Annotated in this window: 15 protein-coding genes; 6 read left to right on the forward strand and 9 right to left on the reverse strand. The window is 61.8% G+C overall.

Features of this window, described 5'->3' with window-relative positions; translation table 11 throughout:
• Nucleotide 1: 1 nt before the first annotated feature.
• The 3 genes from QZ190_RS07915 to QZ190_RS07925 all read left to right on the forward strand — a co-directional run bounded on the left by QZ190_RS07915 (nucleotide 2) and on the right by QZ190_RS07925 (nucleotide 4,260).
• On the forward strand, nucleotides 2-1,858 hold the full coding sequence (locus tag QZ190_RS07915) for a long-chain fatty acid--CoA ligase (RefSeq protein ID WP_291915229.1): 1,857 nt from the start codon (nucleotides 2-4) through the stop codon (nucleotides 1,856-1,858).
• A 37-nt stretch (nucleotides 1,859-1,895) separates the two neighbouring features.
• The gene (locus tag QZ190_RS07920; protein ID WP_291915230.1) at nucleotides 1,896-3,065 is read left to right on the forward strand and encodes an ABC transporter substrate-binding protein; all 1,170 of its coding nucleotides are present in this window, start codon (nucleotides 1,896-1,898) and stop codon (nucleotides 3,063-3,065) included.
• 247 nt (nucleotides 3,066-3,312) lie between these two features.
• Nucleotides 3,313-4,260: a TerC family protein gene (locus QZ190_RS07925; protein WP_291915231.1), complete on the forward strand. Its 948-nt coding sequence runs from the start codon at nucleotides 3,313-3,315 to the stop codon at nucleotides 4,258-4,260.
• A 97-nt stretch (nucleotides 4,261-4,357) separates the two neighbouring features.
• Here QZ190_RS07925 and QZ190_RS07930 read toward each other — a convergent pair whose 3' ends face one another.
• Nucleotides 4,358-5,251, reverse strand: coding sequence for a LysR family transcriptional regulator (locus QZ190_RS07930; protein WP_291915232.1), 894 nt, complete (start codon nucleotides 5,249-5,251; stop codon nucleotides 4,358-4,360).
• A gap of 225 nt (nucleotides 5,252-5,476) precedes the next feature.
• On the opposite strand from QZ190_RS07930, the gene QZ190_RS07935 reads away from it, so the two are divergent.
• On the forward strand, nucleotides 5,477-6,703 hold the full coding sequence (locus QZ190_RS07935) for an MFS transporter (RefSeq protein ID WP_291915233.1): 1,227 nt from the start codon (nucleotides 5,477-5,479) through the stop codon (nucleotides 6,701-6,703).
• A 62-nt stretch (nucleotides 6,704-6,765) separates the two neighbouring features.
• On the opposite strand, the gene QZ190_RS07940 is transcribed toward QZ190_RS07935, so the two are convergent.
• From QZ190_RS07940 to QZ190_RS07975, 8 genes are read right to left on the reverse strand one after another with little or no spacing between them, the layout of a single operon-like run.
• The gene (locus QZ190_RS07940) at nucleotides 6,766-7,935 is read right to left on the reverse strand and encodes an acyl-CoA dehydrogenase family protein (protein ID WP_291915234.1); all 1,170 of its coding nucleotides are present in this window, start codon (nucleotides 7,933-7,935) and stop codon (nucleotides 6,766-6,768) included.
• Entirely contained in the window at nucleotides 7,932-9,914 is a 1,983-nt protein-coding gene (locus QZ190_RS07945) for a biotin carboxylase N-terminal domain-containing protein (RefSeq protein ID WP_291915235.1), read from the reverse strand. Before QZ190_RS07945 ends, QZ190_RS07940 begins: the two co-directional genes overlap by 4 nt.
• Entirely contained in the window at nucleotides 9,911-10,720 is an 810-nt protein-coding gene (locus QZ190_RS07950; protein WP_291915236.1) for an enoyl-CoA hydratase-related protein, read from the reverse strand. Before QZ190_RS07950 ends, QZ190_RS07945 begins: the two co-directional genes overlap by 4 nt.
• Nucleotides 10,717-11,889 carry an acyl-CoA dehydrogenase family protein gene (locus QZ190_RS07955; protein ID WP_291915237.1) on the reverse strand — a complete coding sequence of 391 codons (1,173 nt, stop codon included), beginning with the start codon at nucleotides 11,887-11,889 and terminating at the stop codon, nucleotides 10,717-10,719. Before QZ190_RS07955 ends, QZ190_RS07950 begins: the two co-directional genes overlap by 4 nt.
• A 21-nt stretch (nucleotides 11,890-11,910) precedes the next feature.
• Nucleotides 11,911-13,521, reverse strand: coding sequence for an acyl-CoA carboxylase subunit beta (locus tag QZ190_RS07960; RefSeq protein WP_291915238.1), 1,611 nt, complete (start codon nucleotides 13,519-13,521; stop codon nucleotides 11,911-11,913).
• Complete coding sequence (locus QZ190_RS07965; RefSeq protein WP_291915239.1) at nucleotides 13,518-14,411, reverse strand: SDR family oxidoreductase; 894 nt, start codon at nucleotides 14,409-14,411, stop codon at nucleotides 13,518-13,520. Before QZ190_RS07965 ends, QZ190_RS07960 begins: the two co-directional genes overlap by 4 nt.
• Complete coding sequence (locus tag QZ190_RS07970; RefSeq protein ID WP_291915240.1) at nucleotides 14,408-15,106, reverse strand: TetR/AcrR family transcriptional regulator; 699 nt, start codon at nucleotides 15,104-15,106, stop codon at nucleotides 14,408-14,410. Before QZ190_RS07970 ends, QZ190_RS07965 begins: the two co-directional genes overlap by 4 nt.
• A gap of 4 nt (nucleotides 15,107-15,110) precedes the next feature.
• A complete protein-coding gene (locus tag QZ190_RS07975) occupies nucleotides 15,111-16,274 on the reverse strand; it encodes an acyl-CoA dehydrogenase family protein (protein WP_291915241.1) in 1,164 nt (387 codons plus the stop codon).
• A 121-nt stretch (nucleotides 16,275-16,395) separates the two neighbouring features.
• On the opposite strand from QZ190_RS07975, the gene QZ190_RS07980 reads away from it, so the two are divergent.
• Nucleotides 16,396-17,601, forward strand: a complete 1,206-nt coding sequence (locus tag QZ190_RS07980; RefSeq protein ID WP_291915242.1) for an acetyl-CoA C-acetyltransferase — start codon at nucleotides 16,396-16,398, stop codon at nucleotides 17,599-17,601.
• Nucleotides 17,602-17,623: 22 nt separating this feature from the next.
• Complete coding sequence (locus QZ190_RS07985) at nucleotides 17,624-19,777, forward strand: 3-hydroxyacyl-CoA dehydrogenase NAD-binding domain-containing protein (protein WP_291915254.1); 2,154 nt, start codon at nucleotides 17,624-17,626, stop codon at nucleotides 19,775-19,777.
• Nucleotides 19,778-19,820 lie beyond the last annotated feature (43 nt).

The raw sequence follows: 19,820 nt of genomic DNA on the forward strand, positions 1-19,820 counted from the left end.
CATGAGCCAACTCTGGGACACCTCTGGCATCGCGCCGCAAAAAAACATCGTCATGGCGGGCGAGACCATCCCCGCTATTTTCTGGAACGCGGTGGCCGCTCGCGGCCCCCACGTCTGGATGCGCCAAAAAGACTTGGGCATCTGGCGCAGCTGGACCTGGGACGAGACCGCACAAGCCGTTCGCGACATTGGCCACGGCCTGATGGCGTTGGGCTTTGAGGCGCGGCACACCGCCTCCATCCTGTCCAACACCAACATCGAATGGGTGCTGTGCGACCTGGCCGTGCTGAGCGCGGGCGGCGTGTCCAACGGCATTTACCCGACCGACGCGGCCGAGCAGGTGCATTACCTGTGCGAAGACTCGGGCACCCGCGTGCTGTTTGTCGAAGACGACGAGCAGCTCGACAAAGCATTGGCCGTGCGCGACACCTTGCCCTTGTTGCAAAAAATCGTCGTCTTTGACATGGACGGTTTGCGCGACTTCCACGACCCTATGGTGATCAGCCTCAAACAGCTGCAAGCCTTGGGCCGCGAACATGCCCAGCAACACCCTGACCTGCTCACGCAGCGCAGTGCTGCCTGCAAACCGGAAGACCTGGCCATCTTGGTCTACACCTCGGGCACCACCGGCAAACCCAAGGGCGGCATGCACAGCCACCACGGTTTGGTCTACACCGTTCGCGGCTACAACACCTTGATTGCCCGCGACGAGCGCGACGAGTGCATGTGCTTCTTGCCGCTGTGCCACATCGCCGAGCGCATGGGCGGCGAGTATTTCTCGATGTACACCGGGGCCAAGCTCAACTTTGTCGAGAACCCTGAAACCGTGCCCGAAAACGTGCGCGAAATCGCGCCCACCGTGTTCACCGCCGTGCCCCGTGTGTGGGAAAAGTTCTACTCGGGCGTGATGATCGCGCTCAAGGAAGCGGGCGGCTTACAGCAAGCGGTCTACGGCTGGTCCATTGGCGTGGGCCAGCAAGTGGCCGATTTGGTGCTGGCACAAAAGCCGGTGCCCGCCAGCCTCAAGCTGCGCTTTCATGTGGCGCGTTTGTTGGCGCTCAACAACGTGCGCAAGATGATTGGCATCCACCGCGCACGCTTTTTGGTGACGGGCGCGGCCCCCATCTCCCCGGATCTGGTGCGCTGGTATTTGGCGCTGGGCTTGCCCATGCTCGAAGTCTGGGGCATGACCGAGACCTGCGGTGCATCCACGGGTGTGCCCGCCGACCGGATCAAGCCCGGCTCGATCGGCCCGGCAGCCGAGTACAACGAAATGCGTCTGGACCCGGTGACCAGTGAAATTTTGGTGCGTGGCCCCAATGTGTTCATGGGTTACCTGAATTTGCCCGAAAAAACCGCCGAGACCATCGATGCCGATGGTTGGCTGCACACGGGCGACGTGGGCGTGGTGGACGAGGAAGGGTTTTTCCGCATCACCGATCGCATGAAAGACATCATCATCACAGCCGGGGGCAAGAACATCACCCCGAGCGAATTGGAAAACGAACTGAAATTCTCGCCCTACGTCACCGATGCGGTGGTGATTGGCGACAAGCGGGCTTATCTGACTGTGATCATCATGATCGACCAGGAAAACGTGGAGAAGTACGCGCAGGACAACGACGTGCCCTTCTCCAACTACGCCAGCCTCACGCACAGCGCCGAGGTGCAGGGTTTGATCCAAGCCGAAGTGGACCGCGTCAACAAGAAGTTTGCCCGTGTGGAGCAGATCAAGAAATTCTGGCTGCTCGACACCCAACTGACAGCCGAAGACGAAGAACTGACCCCGACCATGAAGCTCAAGCGCAAACTGGTCGAGAACAAATACGCGCCCCAGATCGAGGCGATGTACCGCTGACTCACCTCACCCTTTTCTACAACAGGAGACCTGCAACATGAAAATCAAACTCAGCCTCATCGCCGCTGCGATGGCCCTGACCGCTGGCGCGGCCACGGCCCAGACGCAAGGCGTGTCCAAAACCGAAATCACGCTCGGCTCCATCCAGGATTTGTCGGGCCCACTGGCCGGCTTTGGCAAGCAGGTGCGCCTGGGCATGATGCTGCGCGTGGACGAAGCCAACGAGCAAGGCGGCATCAATGGCCGCAAGTTCAAGCTGCTGGTCGAAGACTCGGCTTATGACCCCCGCCGCGCCGTTTTGGCTGCGCAAAAGCTGGTTAACCAGGACAAGATTTTCGCCATGATCGGCCACATCGGAACCGCGCAAAACATGGCGGCCATGCCTGTTCAGTTCCAGAAGAACGTGATCAACTTCTTCCCCGTCACGGCCGCGCGTGAAATGTACGAGCCCTTCCACAAGCTCAAGTACTCGTTTGCCGCCACCTACTACGACCAGATGCGTCTGGGTGTGCCGATTCTGGTGAAGGAAAAGAACGCCAAGCAAATCTGTGCCATGCACCAAGACGATGAGTTTGGTCTGGAAGTGTTCCGTGGTGCCGAGGCCGGCCTGCAGACCATGGGCATGAAATTTGCCGAAGTCACCACCTACAAGCGTGGCGCGACCGACTTTGCATCACAGATGCAAAAGCTGGCTTCGTCCAAGTGCGATTTCGTGGTCATGGGCACCATCATCCGCGAAACCATCGGCGGCATCGCCACCGCCCGCCGCCTGGGCTTCAACCCGACCTTCTTGGGTTCGAGCGCAGCCTACACCGACCTAATCCACAAATTGGGTGGCCCCGCCATGAATGGTTTCTACGCCACCATGTCGACCCAGCACCCTTATCTGGATGAGGCCGCACAGCCCATCCGTTTCTGGGCCAACAAGTACAAGACCAAGTTCAACGAAGACCCCACCGTGTTCTCGGTCTACGGCTACAACGCCATCGACTCGTTCATGCGCGCCATTGAAAAGTCGGGCGCCAACGTGACCACCGAGAGCATCATCAAGGCCATGGACACCATGGTGATCCCACCCGATATCTTCGGCACGGGCGAGATGACCTTCACCGCCACCAAGCGCTTGGGCAGCAACGCCTCGCGCATGTCGCAGATCACCGACGGCCGCTGGAAAGTGACCTCGGGCTACTTCAGCGACAAGAAGTAAATCCAGCAGCAATTGCTGCATGAAAAACCGCCAGCGCCCGCAAGGGTCTGGCGGTTTTTTTGTGGGGAAAAGAGCGTGTGCAGCAGAAATTTTCAGCCAAACACTCCCTTTTTTGCGAAGTAAATAGCCTTCTGACTCAGCAAAAAATTGTGCCTTCTGCCCTAGACTTCAAACCGTTCACCGGCTTGTCGTTCACACGGCGTGCGACCCGGTGCTTTGGATTTTTTGCTGGATTTGAAAGGTCTTTATGGAAACCGTTGCCCCCCTTTGGTTATGGGCCACTTTTGTGGCCATTGTGTTGGTGTCGCTGTTTGTCGATTTTGTCGTGCTCAAAAAGCAGGGCGCGCACGACATCGGCGTCAAGGAGGCGCTCAACTGGTCGCTGATCTGGATTGCCTTGAGCTTTTTGTTCAACGGCTTGTTCTGGTGGGCCATCAAGGACACCACCGGTTCGGTGGAGTTGGCGAACACCAAGTCGCTGGAATTCCTCACCGGTTACCTGATCGAGAAATCATTGGCGGTGGACAACATTTTTGTCTTCCTGATGATCTTCACCTACTTCGCTGTACCAACCCAGTTTCAAAAGCGCGTGCTGATGATCGGCATCATCGGTGCCATCGTGCTGCGCACCATCATGATTTTGGTGGGTGGCTGGTTGCTCCAGCAGTTCCACTGGATCTTGTACGTGTTTGGTGCTTTCCTGATCCTCACGGGTGTGAAGATGTGGTGGGCCGCTGGGCAGGAGCCTTCGCTGGACGATAACCCTGCGCTCAAGTTGTTGCGCAAAATTTTGCCTGTCAGCAAAAACTACGACGGTGAAAAATTCTGGACCATGGAGAACGGCAAGAAGATCGCCACGCCCTTGTTCATGGTGATCTGCTTGATTGCCTTGACCGATGTGATCTTTGCGGTGGATTCGATCCCGGCGATTTTTGCGATCACCTCGGACCCCTTCATTGTGCTGACCAGCAACGTGTTCGCGATTCTGGGTTTGCGCGCCATGTATTTCTTGCTGGCGGCCGTGGCCAACAAGTTCCACTTGCTCAACTACGGTTTGGCTGTGATTCTGGTATTCATTGGTACCAAGATGTGCCTGATCGACATCTTCAAGATCCCGGTGGCCATCTCGCTGGGTGTGGTGGTTGGCATCCTGGCCGTGACCATGTTGTTGAGTGTGCGTTCAGCCAAGTCCTGACGCGCGGCGCTCTTGAAGAAGCCTCCAGGGTCACAAGCCCTGGGGGCTTTTTCACGTCTAAAGCTGCAGAGCCTGCGTGCCTCCGTGTGTTCGTGGCTCAATGGGCCGCGTCGTTGGCCTGCAAGAGCCGCTGCACCAGCGGGTGTTGCACTTTCTTTTCTGTGCCGATCGCAAAGAAGTTTTCTTTCACGCCTTCGCAGGGCCCCAGGCGCTGCACGTCGTAGTGCGCCAGCAGCTCATCGTGCACCCACTCAGCGGCCGGGAACACGCCCATGCCACTTTCGCCGAAGGTCTTGAGCAAGGCGCTGTCTTCGAACTCGCCCACGATGCGTGGACGGATGCCGTGCTGTTCAAACCAGTGGTCCAATCGTGCACGCACGGCGGTGTGGCCCGTGGGCAGCAGCACAGGCACCTCGGTCAGGCTGGCTGGAAACTTCTTTTTGGCGGCCTTGACCAGCGCCGCCGTGCCATACCAAGAGACTGGGGACGTCCCCAGCGCATGGTTGTAAAGCTTGATGTTGGCGTTGCCCGGCGCGGGGCGGTCTGAGAGCACCACATCCAAGCGGTGCAGGGCCAGGTCACCCAGCAGGTCGTCAAATTCACCCTCGTGGCACAGCAAGCGCAAATGCGGCTCGCCCATCACGGGCTGCATGAGGCGGCGCACAACCAGTTTGGGCAGGCCGTCCGAGATGCCCGCAGCCAAGCGCACCGTGGGAGAACTCACCGCGTCGCGCACCAGCGCCGGCAGGTTTTCGCCCAACTGAAAAATCTGGTCGGCTTGTTGCATGGCCGCCAGCCCGGCATCGGTCAGTACCAGACCGCGCCCTGCGGGTTTGAGCAGGGCATAACCCAGGGACCGTTCCAGTTCACGCACCTGTGCGCTCACGGTTTGCACCGCCATGTCCAGCTTGTCTGCGGCCCGGGTAATGCCACCCTCCTTGGCCACGACCCAGAAGTAATACAGGTGCTTGTAGTTGAAGGTGGTGCGCATGGTCAGAATTTCCAAGAGGTTTGGTTGGTCATTATCAGCTTTTGCAGGATGAATCGCGCGTTTGAAGTCAGGCTGGATCTGATCTTCGCAGCTCGCGGCCGGGCCAGTGCTGGTCAGGGACGGGCGGGTCATGGCAGGTCAGGGCTGCGCGTGGCCTGTCGCGAAAAGGCCAGCCTGCTGGGGTGGGTGTGGTTAGAGTGACTCCAAGCACCACTGAAGCACACCATGAACCTCTTGATTGCCTTGCGTCCGGGCTTGCCCATCCTGATCGGCGCTGCGCTGATGTTGTCGGTCAGCATGGGCTTGCGCCAAAGCCTGGGCGTGTTCATGCCTGCCCTGACCCAGGACATCGGCATTTCGGTGTCCCAGTTCACCCTGGCGATTGCGGTGCAAAACCTGGCTTGGGGGTTTTTGCAGCCCTTTGCGGGGGCTTTGGCTGTGCGCATCGGCTACCGCCCCCTCATGATGACCGGTGCCGTGCTTTACATCCTGGGCATGACTTTGCTGTGCCTGGCGCAAGGCTTGCTGGGTGTGATCCTGGGCGCTGGCGTGGCCATTGGTGCGGCCATGGCTTGTAACGGATCGGCCATTGCCATGGCGGTGGCTTCGCGGCCGGTGTCGCCGGCCTTGCGCAGCACGGTGCTGGGCATCGTGTCCGCCGCAGGCTCTTTGGGGGCCTTGATGGCGGCGCCCATCGGCCAATTGTTGTCTCAAGCGCATGGCTGGCGCGTGGGTGTGGGTGGTTTTGTCGTCATGGCCCTGATCATCTTGCCCGCCGCCTGGTACGCCGGTCGGGTGGACGCCTTGCCGGTGCCGCTTTCACCGCATGGTGAAAAAGACAATGCCCCCGACATGGCCCGGTTTGCCTTGAAACACCCGCCTTTTGCGGTGATGACACTGGCCTATTTTGTGTGCGGCATGCAGCTGGTGTTTTTGACCACGCATCTGCCGTCCTACCTCGATTTGTGCGGCATGGACCCGATGCTCAGTGCCCAGGCGCTGGGCATGATTGGGGGCTTCAATGTGCTGGGCAGTCTTTTTTTTGGTTGGGCGGGTGGGCGGTACAACAAGTTGCTGCTGTTGGGGGGCATTTATGTGCTGCGCTCATTCGGTCTGGCCTGGTATTTCCTGTCGGTGCCAACGCCTGAGAACACCTTGGTGTTCGCCGCCATCATGGGCTTTTTGTGGCTGGGAGTGGCCCCCTTGGTGACGGGCTACATCGGCGAAACCTTTGGTCTTCGCTGGCAAGCCATGCTCGGCGGCATCGCTTTCATGAGCCACCAGCTGGGCAGCTTCATGGGCGCGTTGGGGGGCGGTCTGGTGTTCGATGCCATGGGCTCGTACAACCGGGCCGTGCAAGTGGGGGTGCTGGTGGGGCTGCTGGCGGGCATGTTGCAAATGGCTTTTGCGCTGCGCGACGAGTTGCCGCCAGGTCAGCCCAGACCGGCCTGAGCACCAGGCCAGGTTCTCCAATTGTGCAGGCGCGTGTGGGCGTTCAGGCCTTGGGCCCAGCTTCAAATGCCCAGCTGCTTGGCCGCCAGCTCTTTCATGATCTCTTCGGCCCCGCCGCCAATCATCATCACTTTCACTTCGCGGTAGACCCGCTCGCTCACGGTGCCGCGCATGAAGCCCATGCCGCCTAACAATTGCACGGCGGCATCGGCGCAAAACTGCATGGTTTGGGTAGCGTGGTTTTTGAGCAGACACACCTGGGCCACCCACTCGGCACCGGTCTGTCCTGCGTCCGCTTGTTGCGTCACCGCATCCACCCAGGCTTGGGTGGACGAGATGCGCATTTGCATGTCCATCAGTTTGTGGCGGATCGCTTGCCGCTCGATCAAGGCCGCGCCAAAGGTCTGGCGCTGACGTGCCCAGTCCAGCGCTTCGTCAAAACAAGCCTGCGCAAAGCCCAGCGCCATGGCCGACATGGCCAGGCGTTCGCCATTGAAGTTGCCCATGATCATCTTGAAGCCCGCGCCTTCTTCACCCAGCCGGTAACGTTGTGGCACGCGCACGCCATCAAAACGCAGCTGTGCCGTGTCCGAGCTGTGCCAGCCCATTTTGTGCAGGCGTATGCGCGAGATGCCCGGAGTGTCCCCCGGCACCACGACCATCGAGATGCCGCTGGCGCCCTTGCTGGCCGGGTGGGTGCGCACGGCCAGCGTGATCCAGTCGGCGCGCAGGCCTGAGGTGATGAAGACTTTTTCGCCGTCGATGACATAGTCGCTGCCGTCTGCGCGCGCCGTGGTGCGCAGGCCGGCCACGTCGGAGCCGCCACCGGGTTCGGTGATGGCCAGTGCTGCGATACGCTCGCCGCGCAACACCGGGGGCACCACTTCGGCCTGCAGCTCGGCAGTGCCATGCGCCATGACCGGCGGCAAGCCGATGTTGAGCGAAAACAGGCTGGCCATCACGCCGCCGCTGCCGCCGTATCGCGCCAGCGTTTGCGACAGCAGGTTGCGCGCTCGCCAAGGCGCGGGTCTGCCGCCTAAATGCTCGGGGTAGCCCAGGCCCAGCAGGCCCAGCTGTGCGGCCTGAATGTAAAGCGAACGGTCAAACTGACCGGCTTCTTCCCAAGCGGGTACATGCGGGGCAATGGCTTGTCTGGCAAAACGCTCCACGGTGGTCTGCAGGCTTTGCAGGTCTTCGGCTGTGAAATCAGTTGTGCCATCGGCGGTGTTCATGTCGCGTCCTTCCATTGCACCAGCACCTGGCCGGGTCCCACTTGCTGGCCCACGCTGGCCGAGAGGCTGTGCACCACCGCATCGCGTGGAGCACACAAGATGTGTTCCAGCTTCATCGATTCGATCACCAGCACGGCATCGCCTTGTTGGACCGATTGGCCTTCTTGCACATGCAATGTGATCAACTTGCCATTAAAAGGCGCGCGCAACGATTGCGCGGCTTGTGCGCTAGCCCCTGTGCTGGGCGCGCTGTGGCTTTGGTCGGTGAGCCACAGCTCAAAGGTCTCTGGGCCTTGCAGCTGCACATGCCACTGCACAGCGATGGTGGTGCCCCGGCACGCCACGGCGCGGGCTTGCCAGCGGCAGCCGTCCAGGTCGATGTGCAGCATTTCAGGGCTGTGCGTCACGCGGGCTTCGTGTGTGGCATCGCCTGTTTGAATGCGCACACGGCCCTGCCCGAGTTCCTGCAAGTTCAGCGAGAGGGTGCCTGTGCCCAGGCCCATGCGCAACGGCCGCGTGAAGGGGCTGGGCATGGCGGCGGCGGGCGCTTGTTGCGCGTAGAGAACAGCTAAGGCAGCCACGGTGCTGGTTTTACTCGTCGCCTGCAGGCTTTGGCGCAGCGCATCGGCCTGTTCGGCCAGGAAAGGGATCAATGCCTCACCCGCGCAGAACACCGGGTGCTGCAAACATGCGGCCAAAAACGCGCGGTTGGTGGGCAGGCCCAGCACGGCGGTCTGGTCCAGGCCTGTGCGCAGGCGGTCGATGGCTTCAGCGCGGTTGGGCGCGTGGGCAATCAGCTTGCCCAGCATCGCATCGTAATGCGGCGTGACCACTGCACCCGCGTGCAGCGCATGGTCAAAGCGCAAGCCTGCAGGTGCTGCAAAGGCTTGCACCGTGCCAGTCTGCGGCGTGAAGTGTTCATCTTCAGCGCACAAGCGCACTTCGATGGCGTGGCCTTGCAGCTGCACATCGGCTTGCGCCAGCGGCAGCGGCTCGCCGCGGGCGATGCGCAATTGCCACTCGACCAAGTCAAGACCCGTGAGCATCTCGGTGACGGGGTGTTCCACCTGCAGCCGGGTGTTCATCTCCATCAGATAGAACGGCTTGTTGTCCTGCGCCTTGTCCAGCAAAAACTCCACCGTGCCCGCACCCACATAGCCCGCCGATTGCGCCAACGCAATGGCCGCTTGCCCGAGTTGCGCGCGCAGCGCAGTGCTCACGGCAGGGCTGGGCGATTCTTCGATGATCTTTTGGTGACGCCGCTGCACCGAACAGTCGCGCTCACCCAAGTGGATGCAGTGGCCATGCATGTCGGCCATGATTTGCACCTCGATGTGGCGGGGGCGCAGCAAGGCGCGTTCCATCAACAAGTCGCCGTTTCCAAAACCGGCCAGCGCTTCCGAGCGGGCGCTGTGCAGGGCGGGCAGCAGCTGCACCATGTCGGTCACCAAGCGCATGCCGCGCCCGCCGCCCCCGGCCACGGCCTTGACCATCAGCGGCAAGCCCAGTTGCTGCGCTTGCGTGGAGAAGGTGGCGTCACTCTGGTCCGCACCAAAGTAGCCCGGCAAGCAAGGCACGCCGTGCTGCAGGGCCAAAGCCTTGGCAGCCGACTTGCTGCCCAGTGCACGAATGGCCGCAGGCGGCGGCCCGACCCAGGTCAGGCCCGCGTCGATCACGGCCTGCGCAAAATCGGCGTTCTCGCTCAAAAAACCATAACCTGGGTGCACCGCATCGGCCCCGGTGGCCTGCGCGGCCGCCAGCAGCTTGTCGATGCGCAAATACGAGTCAGCGGACAGCGTACCGTCCAAAGCGACAGCGGTGTCGGCTTCGTGCACATGCAAGGCGTCACGGTCGGCGTCTGAGTAAACAGCCACCGTCTGGATGCCCATCTGGCGGGCGGAGCGGATCACGCGGCGGGCGATCTCGCCCCGGTTGGCGATCAGCAGGCGGGTGACGCGGGTGGGGAGGGTGCTGCTCATGGTTGTTTCTCTTGGCTCAGGGTCCAGGGCGCGGGCTGTTTGCGTGCAAACGCAGCCAAGCCTTGGGCAGCCTCGGTGCTTCGCAAGCTGTGTGCAAAGGCCTGCGCTGCGGCGTTGCGCAAATCAGGCACAGGGCCGCGCAAGCTGCGCAGCAGTTGTTTGGTGCTGGCCACCGCGCCGGGCGCTGCACGCAAGAGGCGCGTCAGAGTCGCGTGCCAAGCCGCATCGCCGCCCTCTTCGATGACTTCATTCACCAAGCCCAATTGGTGCGCTTGGTCAGCGGTGTAGCTCAGGCCTTGCAGCAGGCACTGGCGTGCGGCGCTCTCGCCCAGGCGCTGCCACACAAATGGCGCGATCTGCGCAGGCGGCAAGCCCAGCGTGACCTCGGGCGTGCCCAGCACCGAACGCGCTGTGGCCACCACATGGTCGGCGCAGCACACCAGGCCAAAGCCGCCGCCCATGGCTGCGCCATCGACCCGGCACACCAAGAGCTGGGGCAGGGCACTCAGGGCATGCAACAGGTCACCGAATCCCCGGTTCATGGCCAGCAGCGGGTCGGTTTGTCCGTCTTGCAGGGGTTGGCCGATCAGGCTGGCAAAGCCGCCCAAACTGCCTCCCGCGCAAAAGGCACCACCTGCGCCGGTCAGCACCACGATGCGCAGTGTGGAGTCCGCTGCAGCCCGCGTGCAGGCTTGCAGCATGCCGTCCACCACCACATCGCTCAAGGCGTTGCGGGTGGCCGGGTCGTTCATCGTCCAGGTTTCGACCGCACCCTGGCGCTCGATTAGCAGGTGTGGGGTGCTCATTTCTGGGGCCGCTTGGCAATGCCCATCATCTTGGCCAGGATGCCCAACATCACCTCGTCCGCACCGCCACCAATCGAGGCCAGACGCCCGTCGCGGTACATGCGCGAGACTTTGTTTTCCCAGGTGAAGCCCATGCCGCCCCAGAACTGCAGGCAGGTGTCGGGCACGGTGCGGTTCAGACGTCCCGCTTTGAGCTTGGCCATGGTGGCCCACTCGGTCACGTCTTCGCCCGCGATGTAGTGCTCGCAGGCTTGGTAGGTCAGGGCGCGCAGGCTTTCGACCTCGGCCTTGAGTTCGGCCAGCTTGAACTGCACCCACTGCTGGTCGGCCAAGGTGCTGCCAAACAGCTTGCGCTCTTGCGCCCACTCCACCGTCCACTGGATGCAGTTGGACAGCGACTGCAGTGTGCTGGCCGCGCACCACAGGCGCTCTTCCTGAAACTGTTGCATCTGGTAGATGAAGCCCTGTCCCTCAGCCCCGATGCGGTAGCGCTGGGGCACCCGCACTTCGTCAAAATAAATCAGGCCCGTGTCGCTGCTGTTCATGCCGATCTTTTTGATCTTCTTGCCCACCTCGATGCCGGGCAGCAGCTTGCCGTTTTCGCGCATGGGCACCATGACCAGGCTTTTGTTTTTATGGATTGGCCCCTCACCCGTGTTGACCAGCATGCACATCCAGTCGGCCTGCAGGCTGTTGGTGATCCACATCTTCTGGCCGCTGATCACATAGTCGTCGCCGTCTTTGCGGGCCACGGTCTTGATGCCCGCCACATCGCTGCCCGCACCCGGCTCGCTCACGCCAATGCAGCCCACCATGTCACCCGCAATCGCCGGGGCCAAAAACTGCGCCCGCAATTCGTCGCTGCCAAAGCGTGCCAAGGCGGGCGTGGCCATGTCGGTTTGCACGCCAATGGCCATGGGGATGCCGCCGCAGTCAATGTGGCCCAGTGCCTCGGCCATGGCCAGGCTGTAGGAGTAGTCGAGGCCCGCACCACCAAAGGCTTCGGGCTTGGTCAGGCCCAGCAGCCCCAAGTCGCCCATCTTTTTGAAGACTTCGTGCGCCGGAAAGATCTCGGCCGCTTCCCACTCGTCCACATGGGGGTTGATCTCGGCTTCGATGAAACGTTTGAGTGTGTTCTGGATCTCGCGGTGTTCGTGGGTGTATTGCATGGTGGGTCTCCGTGGGTTGTTTTACATGCGCGCCACGCCAAATGTGCTGGCGCGGGGTTGGCGTGCTGCACTCTCGGCGCAGGTGTCGAGGCTAAAGCTCAGCACGCTGCGGGTGTCCCGCGGGTCGATCACACCGTCGTCCAGCACCAGACCGCTGGTGTAGAAGGCGTCGGCCTGGGCCTCGAACAGGGCCACGATCTTGTCGAACTGGGCCTGCATCTTGTCGGGGTCGGGTGTGATGCCTTTGCGTGCCATGCCCGCCTCGGCCACGATTTGCATGGTGCGGGCGGCTTGCTCGCCGCCCATCACCGCCGTCTTGGCCCCCGGCCAACTGAATAAAAAGCGTGGCGCATAACCCCGCCCACACATGCCGTAGTTGCCCGCCCCAAACGAGGCCCCGCACTGGATGGTGATCTGCGGCACCGTGGCGCTGGTCACGGCCTGGATCATCTTGGAGCCGTGTTTGATCATGCCGCCTTGCTCGCTGTCTTTGCCCACCATGTAGCCGGTGGTGTTTTGCAAATAAACGATGGGGTGGCCCAGCTGGCACATCCACTGGATGAAGTGCGTGGCCTTGTTGGCCCCGGCCACATCGATGGGGCCGTTGTTGCTGATGATGCCGACCGCATGCCCACCGATGCGCGCTTGTGCGCACACCGTGGCCGCACCGAACAAAGGTTTGAATTCCAGGAAATCCGAGTCGTCCACCAGCCGCAAGATGACTTCGCGCATGTCGATCGGTTCGCGGTGGTGGGCGGGCATCAGGCCGAGCAGTTCTTCGGCATCCCAGCGCGGGGGCTTGGCTTGTCCTTGTGTTGAGTGCGCAGCCCAGTCCCAACGCGCCACCACATCGCGGGCGGTGCCCAGCGCGTGGCGGTCGTCTTCGCACAGGTACTCGCCCAGACCCGACACACTGGTGTGCATCTCGGCCCCGCCCAGTTCTTCTTCGCTCGCGACTTCGCCCGTGGCGGCCTTGAGTAAAGGCGGCCCGGCCAGAAACGCGCGTGACCTGCTGCGCACCATGATCACCGTGTCACTCAAGCCCGGCATGTAGGCCCCGCCTGCCGTGCCCGAGCCGTGTTGTACCGTGATCACGGGCAGGCCCGCCGCCGACAGGCGAGCCAGGTTGCGGAACAGGCTGCCACCCAGCACAAAACCTTCGACCTTGTACTGCATCAAATTGGCCCCGGCGCTTTCGACCAGGTGCACAAAAGGCAGTTTGTTTTCCAGGGCCAACTCTTGCACCCGCAAAATCTTTTCGAGGCCGCGCGCCTGAATCGCCCCGGCTTCGATGCCCGAGTCGCTGGCCACCACCATGCAGCGCACACCACTGATGAAGCCAATGCCCGCGATCATGCCGCCGCCGGGCACCGACTTGGCGGGGTCGGGTGTGTCTTGCATGAAGCCCGCTAGGGCACACAGTGGCAAAAAGGGCGCACCGGGGTCGAGCAGCAAGGCGACACGTTCACGCGGCAGCAACTGGCCGCGCTTGTCAAACACGGGTTTGGACTGGGCCGAAGCAAGCGCTGCGCGGTCTTGCAGGGCTTGCCTCTGCGCCAAGCGGGCGAGTGCTGCTTCGCGCCGCTGCTGTGCCACAGGGCTGTGCGGGTTCCAGGTGGATTCAAAAGTCATTGGAATACCTTGGGTGTGACGGCGCGGTGAAAGCCGTCAAAGGGTTTCACCGCATCGCGTGTTTGCACATCGGGTGTGGCCACACCTTGCTGCCAGCCCATGCGCATTTGCGGGCGGGCACCGTCCACGCGCAGTACCGTGCCGCTGATGAAGCTTGCGGCGGGTGAGAGCAAAAACACAATGGCGGCTGAGGTTTCAGCCTCGGTGCCAAAGCGGCCTTGTGGCACCGTGTTGCGCATTTCGCGCAGCATGGGGCCAGCCTCGGGGGGGTAATGGTCCATGCCGCTGCTGGCAATGTAGCCCGGGGCCACGGCGTTGACGCGCACGCCTTGCGCGGCCCACTCCAATGCAGCGGTTTCTGTAAAACTGACCATGCCCGCCCGCGCTGCGCCGCTGTGGCCCATGCCCGGCATGGAGCCCCACATGTCGGCCACGATGTTGACCACCGCGCCGCCGTGTGCGTGCATGCTTTGGTTGAAGCACTCACGCGCCACCAAAAAGCCACCGGTGAGGTTGGTGTCGATGACGGCTTGCCAGCCTTTGACGCTGGTTTTGGCCAGGGGCGAGATGTATTGCCCGCCCGCGTTGTTGACCAGGCCGTGGATGCGCCCGTGCTGCTGCACCACCTGCGCGACCAGGGCTTTCACATCGTCCTCGCGCCGGATGTCGCAGCTGTGCCAGCTGGTTTGGCCGCCGTCACCCGTGATCTCTTGCGCTGTGGCGCTCAGCTTGTCGGGGTTGCGGCCCACCAGAACCACGTGTGCGCCCAAGCTGGCCAGCTCATGCGCGGTGCATCGGCCAATGCCCGAGCCGCCGCCGGTGACCAGGATGACCTGCCCTTGGAGCAGGCCGGGCGCAAAGACGGATTGGTAAGGTGTGGCGGGGTTCATGCGGGGTCTCTCAAAAACAAGGCCAGGGCGGCCTCGGTCAAATCGTCCAGCGTGGCACGTTGGGGGCCATTCGATGTTGTTTGGGTTGCAGCTTTTGAAGACCGCTTGACGGTTTTTTCAACAGGCGCTTGGTACCACTGAACCGCCCAATTCAAAGCGCCAAAAATCATCAATCGGGCCAAACCCACTGGCGCTTGCAGTTGCCCGCTGTCATGCAGCGCTTGCAGCACGGGTGTCCAGACGGCTTCGTACCCATCCTTGATTTGCGTGATGGTTTGGCGCTGTTCGGCGCTCAGCGAGCGCCATTCGTAAAGCATCACCGGAATGAAGTCGCTGTCCGGTCCCAGCAGCACATCGAACTGGTTGCGGACCAGCATCCGAAGCCGCTCGCGTGCGCTTTCTTGGCCACTCAAGCGGGCGCATGCGGCGCGTTGCCGCTCACTGGCCTGGCGCATGCCCTCCACCATCACCGCCAGCAACAGGTCTTGTTTGTTGCCGAAGTGGTAGAAGGGCGAGCCCGGCTGCATGCCGACAAGCGCCGCGATTTCTCGGGTGCTGGTGGCGTCGTAGCCCTGGCGATGAAACAGCTGCGCCGCCGCCGCGATCAGCGCCTGGCGACGGTTGCCATCGTCGCGCTCACCCTCGGTCTTGCGGGGGCGGCCGCGTGCGCGTTTGGGCTCGGCCAGTTCGTTCATGCGTTCAGCGCCCCGCCAAGCCCATGCTGCGCGAGATCACTTCTTTCATGATCTCGTTGGTGCCGCCGTAGATGCGTTGCACGCGGGCGTCGGCATAGGCGCGGGTGATGGGGTATTCCCACATGTAGCCATAGCCGCCGTGCAGCTGCACACACTCGTCCATTACTTTGCACTGCAAATCCGAGCACCAGTACTTGGCCATGCTGGCGGTTGCGGTGTCGAGTTTGTTCACGTTGACCAGCTCGCAGCATTTGTCCACAAACACACGCGCCACCTGCACCTCGGTCTGCAACTCGGCCAGGGTGTAGCGGGTGTTTTGGTAGTTGCCCACGGCCTGGCCAAACACCTTGCGGTCTTTCACGTACTGCACCGTCCAGTCGATGGCCGCTTGCGCTGCGGCAATGCCGCCAATCGCGATTTGCAGGCGTTCCCAAGGCAGCTGCTCCATCAGGCAAATGAAGCCCTTGCCCTGCATGGCTTCGCCACCCAGCAGCTGGTCGGCGCTGACCTTGACGTTGTCAAAGAACAATTCGGACGTGTCTTGTGCTTTGAGGCCCAGCTTCTTCAAGCGCTTGCCTTTCTCAAAGCCGGGGGTGCCGCGCTCGATCAAGAACAAGCTGGTGCCCTTGGCACCCGCAGCCGGGTCGGTCTTGGCCACCAGAATCACCAGGTCTGCGTGCCAGCCGTTGGTGATGAAGGTCTTGCTGCCGTTGATCAGGTATGTGCCGTCGGGCTGCAGCATGGCCGTGGTTTTCACGCCCTGCAAGTCCGAACCCGCAGCCGGTTCGCTCATGGCAATCGCACCCACCATCTCGCCACTGGCCAGCTTGGGCAGGTACTTTTGCTTTTGTGCTTCGGTGCCGTAATGCAGGATGTAAGGGGCCACGATCTCGCTGTGCAGGCCGTAGCCAATGCCCGTAAAGCCTGCGCGTGAGAGTTCCTCCATCTGCACCACCGAATACAGCTTGTCGGCATCCGAGCCGCCATAGGCCTCGGGCAGGGTCATGCACAAAAAGCCGTTTTCACCGGCCTTGTCCCAGACGGCGCGGTCCACATAGCCTTGTTCTTCCCAGGCGTCGTGGTGGGGGGCGATTTCCTTGTCCATGAAGCGGCGAAAGCTGTCGCGAAAAGCTTCGTGGTCGGCGGAAAAGAGTGTGCGTTCAATCATGGTGTCACCTTCAGGACTTGGGGGTTGCTATTTATACAAAGCGTTTGCTTGGTAAAAGTCTATACTGAATGCGAAAATCCACAACACAGGGCAAACCCCTGATGACACCCAGGAGACATTCATGAGCGAAGCATTTGTTTATGACGCCATACGCACACCGCGTGGCAAAGGCAAAAAAGACGGCAGCCTGCACGAGGTCAAGCCCATCAGTCTTTTGAGCGGCGTGTTGCGCGAGCTGCAAAGCCGCAACCAGTTCGACACCGCTGCGGTGGACGACGTGGTCATGGGCGTGGTCTCGCCCATTGGCGAGCAAGGCTCGGTCATCCCCAAAGTGGCCGCTTTGGCTGCGGGGTGGGACTGGCGCTGTTCGGGCGTGCAGCTCAACCGCTTTTGCGCCTCGGGCCTGGAAGCGGTCAACATGGCCGCCATGAAGGTGCGCAGCGGCTGGGAAGACCTGGTCGTCGCTGGCGGCGTTGAAAGCATGAGCCGTGTGCCGATTGGTGCGGACGGCGGTGCTTGGGCACAAGACCCCGAAACCAACAGCGCCACACTGTTTGTGCCGCAAGGCATTGGCGCTGATTTGATTGCCACCATGAGTGGCTTCAGCCGTCACGATGTCGATGCCTTTGCTGTCGAGTCGCAAAAGCGCGCCACGGCCGCGCGCGCAGCGGGTTACTTCGATGGCTCGGTGGTGCCTGTCAAAGACAAGCTGGGCCAAGTCATCCTGGCGCAAGACGAATTCATCAAGCCCAGCACCAAGGTGGAAACTCTGGGCGGCCTCAAAGCTTCGTTTGAGCAACTGGGTGCCATGGGCTTTGACGCCGTGGCCTTGCAGCGTTACCCGCAGGTTGAGCGCATCCACCATGTGCACCATGCTGGCAACTCGTCGGGCATTGTGGACGGCGCAGCGGCTGTGCTGATCGGCTCGGAAGCCGCAGGCAAAACCCATGGCCTCACACCGCGTGCCCGCATCGTGTCGGTGGCCTTGTCGGGCGCTGACCCGACCATCATGCTCACAGGCCCCATGCCCGCTGCCCGCAAGGCGCTGGCCAAGGCGGGCCTCACGATTGATCAGATCGATTTGTTTGAGGTGAACGAAGCCTTTGCCGCCGTGCCCATGAAGTTCATGCAAGAGATGGGCGTGCCGCACGACAAGGTCAACGTCAACGGTGGCGCGATCGCCATGGGCCACCCGCTGGGGGCCACGGGCGCGATGATCATTGGCATCTTGATTGATGAGCTGCACCGCCGCAAATTGCGTTACGGCTTGGCCACTTTGTGTGTGGGCGGCGGCATGGGCATCGCCACCATCGTTGAACGCGTTTGATTGGGGAGACACCATCATGATTTTGAAAACACTGCGCTACGAACTGGCGGACGGCATCGCCACCATCACCTTTGACGAGCAGGGCTCGCCGGTCAACACCATGTGCCTGCAATGGCAGGCTGACCTGACTCAGGCGGCTGAGCAGGTGGCCAAAGACAAGGCATCTTTAAAAGGGATCATCCTGGCCTCGGTCAAGTCCACCTTTTTTGCAGGGGCCGATCTCAAGGGCGTGATGCGCTCGCAAGCCTCGGACGGCCCGCGTGTCTTTGCCGAGATCGAAGGCATCAAAAAAGCTTTTCGCACCATCGAGACCCTGGGCGTGCCGGTGGTCAGCTGCCTCAACGGCACGGCGCTGGGCGGCGGCTGGGAGGTGGCTCTCATCGGTCATTACCGCATCGCCACGGCCAACCCCAAAACACAATTCGGTCTGCCCGAAGTCACGCTGGGCTTGATTCCCGGTGGCGGCGGCATCACCAAGATGACGCGCCAGCTGGGCCTGCTGGCCGCGCAGCCCTATGTGCTGGAGAGCAAACTCTTTGGTCCCGAAGAAGCGCAAAAGCTCGGCCTGGTGCACGAGATCGTGGCAACTGACGACCAACTTCGCCCCCGCGCATTGGCTTTCATCGCTGCATCGCAAGGCCAGCCCGAAGCCGCCCAGCATGTGTGGGACCGCAAGGACTACAAAATGCCCGGTGGCACGCCCAGCAACCCCAAGATCGCGGGCATGCTGAGTGTGGCGCCTGCCGTGCTCAAGCAAAAAACACGCGGTCTGTACCCCGCTCCCGAAGCGGCGTTGGCCGCCATGGTCGAAGGCGCGATGGTGGACTTTGATACCGCCATGCGCATCGAAAGCCGTTACCTCGCAGGTCTGATGACCAGCCAGGTGGCGCGCAACATGATCAACACCTTCTTCTTCAACATGAACAGCATCAAGGGCGGCCAAAGCCGCCCCAAGGCTGCACCGCGCTACAAGCCCCAAAAAGTGGGCATCTTGGGTGCGGGCATGATGGGCTCGGGCATTGCGTATTCACAAGCCAGCCGGGGCATCGCCACGGTGCTCAAAGACGTGAGCTTGGAAGCCGCAGAAAAAGGCAAAGCCTACAGCCACAAGCTCACGCAAAAACGCGTGGACAAAGGTCGCATGGCGGCTGACAAACAAGCGGCCTTGTTGTCACTGATCCAGCCCACGGCCAGCGCTGCAGACCTCAAGGGTTGCGACCTGATCATCGAAGCCGTGTTTGAAAACCGCGAACTCAAAGCCCGTGTCACGCAAGAGGCCGAGCCGATGCTCGCCGAGGGCGGCTTCTTTGCCAGCAACACCTCCACCTTGCCCATCAGCGGCTTGGCCAAAGCCAGCGCCAAGCCCGAGAAATTCGTGGGCATCCACTTCTTCAGCCCGGTGGACAAGATGAAGCTGGTGGAGATCATTCGCGGTGCACAGACCGACGACGAGACGATTGCCCGTGCGTACGACTACGTGCAGGCGCTGGGCAAGCTGCCGATTGTGGTGAACGACTCACGCGGTTTTTACACCAGCCGCACCTTTGGCACCTTTGTGATGGAAGGCGCGGCCATGCTGGGCGAGGGCATCCCCGCCCCCGTGATCGAAAACCTGGCCATGCAAGTGGGCATGCCCGTGGGCCCGCTGGCCGTGCTGGACGAAACTGCGCTGTCGCTGTCGGTGCATGTGCTGGACCAAACCCGCGAAGACTTTGCCAAAGAAGGCAAAACCCACACTGCCACGCCCGGTGAGCTGCTGGTTGAGCGCATGGTCAAAGAACTCAAACGCCCCGGCCGCGCCGCAGGCGGTGGTTTTTACGACTACCCCGCTGGCCAGAAAAAAGTGTTGTGGCCCGAACTCAAAACCCGCTTTGAAAAAGCCGACGTGGCCTACAGCCAGCAAGACATCAAAGACCGCCTGCTGTACCGCCAAGCCGTGGAAACCGCCCGCTGCCTGCAAGAAGGCGTGCTGACCTCGGTGCACGACGGCAACATCGGCTCGATCTTCGGCATCGGCTTTCCGGCCTGGACGGGTGGGGCGCTGCAGTTCATCTATGGACAGGGCGTGGATGCGTTTGCCAAGCGTTGCGCGGAACTGGCCGCGCTGTATGGGGCGGGCTTTGTGCTGACGGCGGAAGTGATTGCGAGCTTGAAGCAGCACCAGCCGGTGTATTGAACGACTGAGGCACGACTCCAAACCAACGCAGAAGTGTCAAAAC

Source organism: Limnohabitans sp. (assembly GCF_017848645.1).
In the GTDB taxonomy this organism is placed as follows: domain Bacteria; phylum Pseudomonadota; class Gammaproteobacteria; order Burkholderiales; family Burkholderiaceae_C; genus Limnohabitans_A.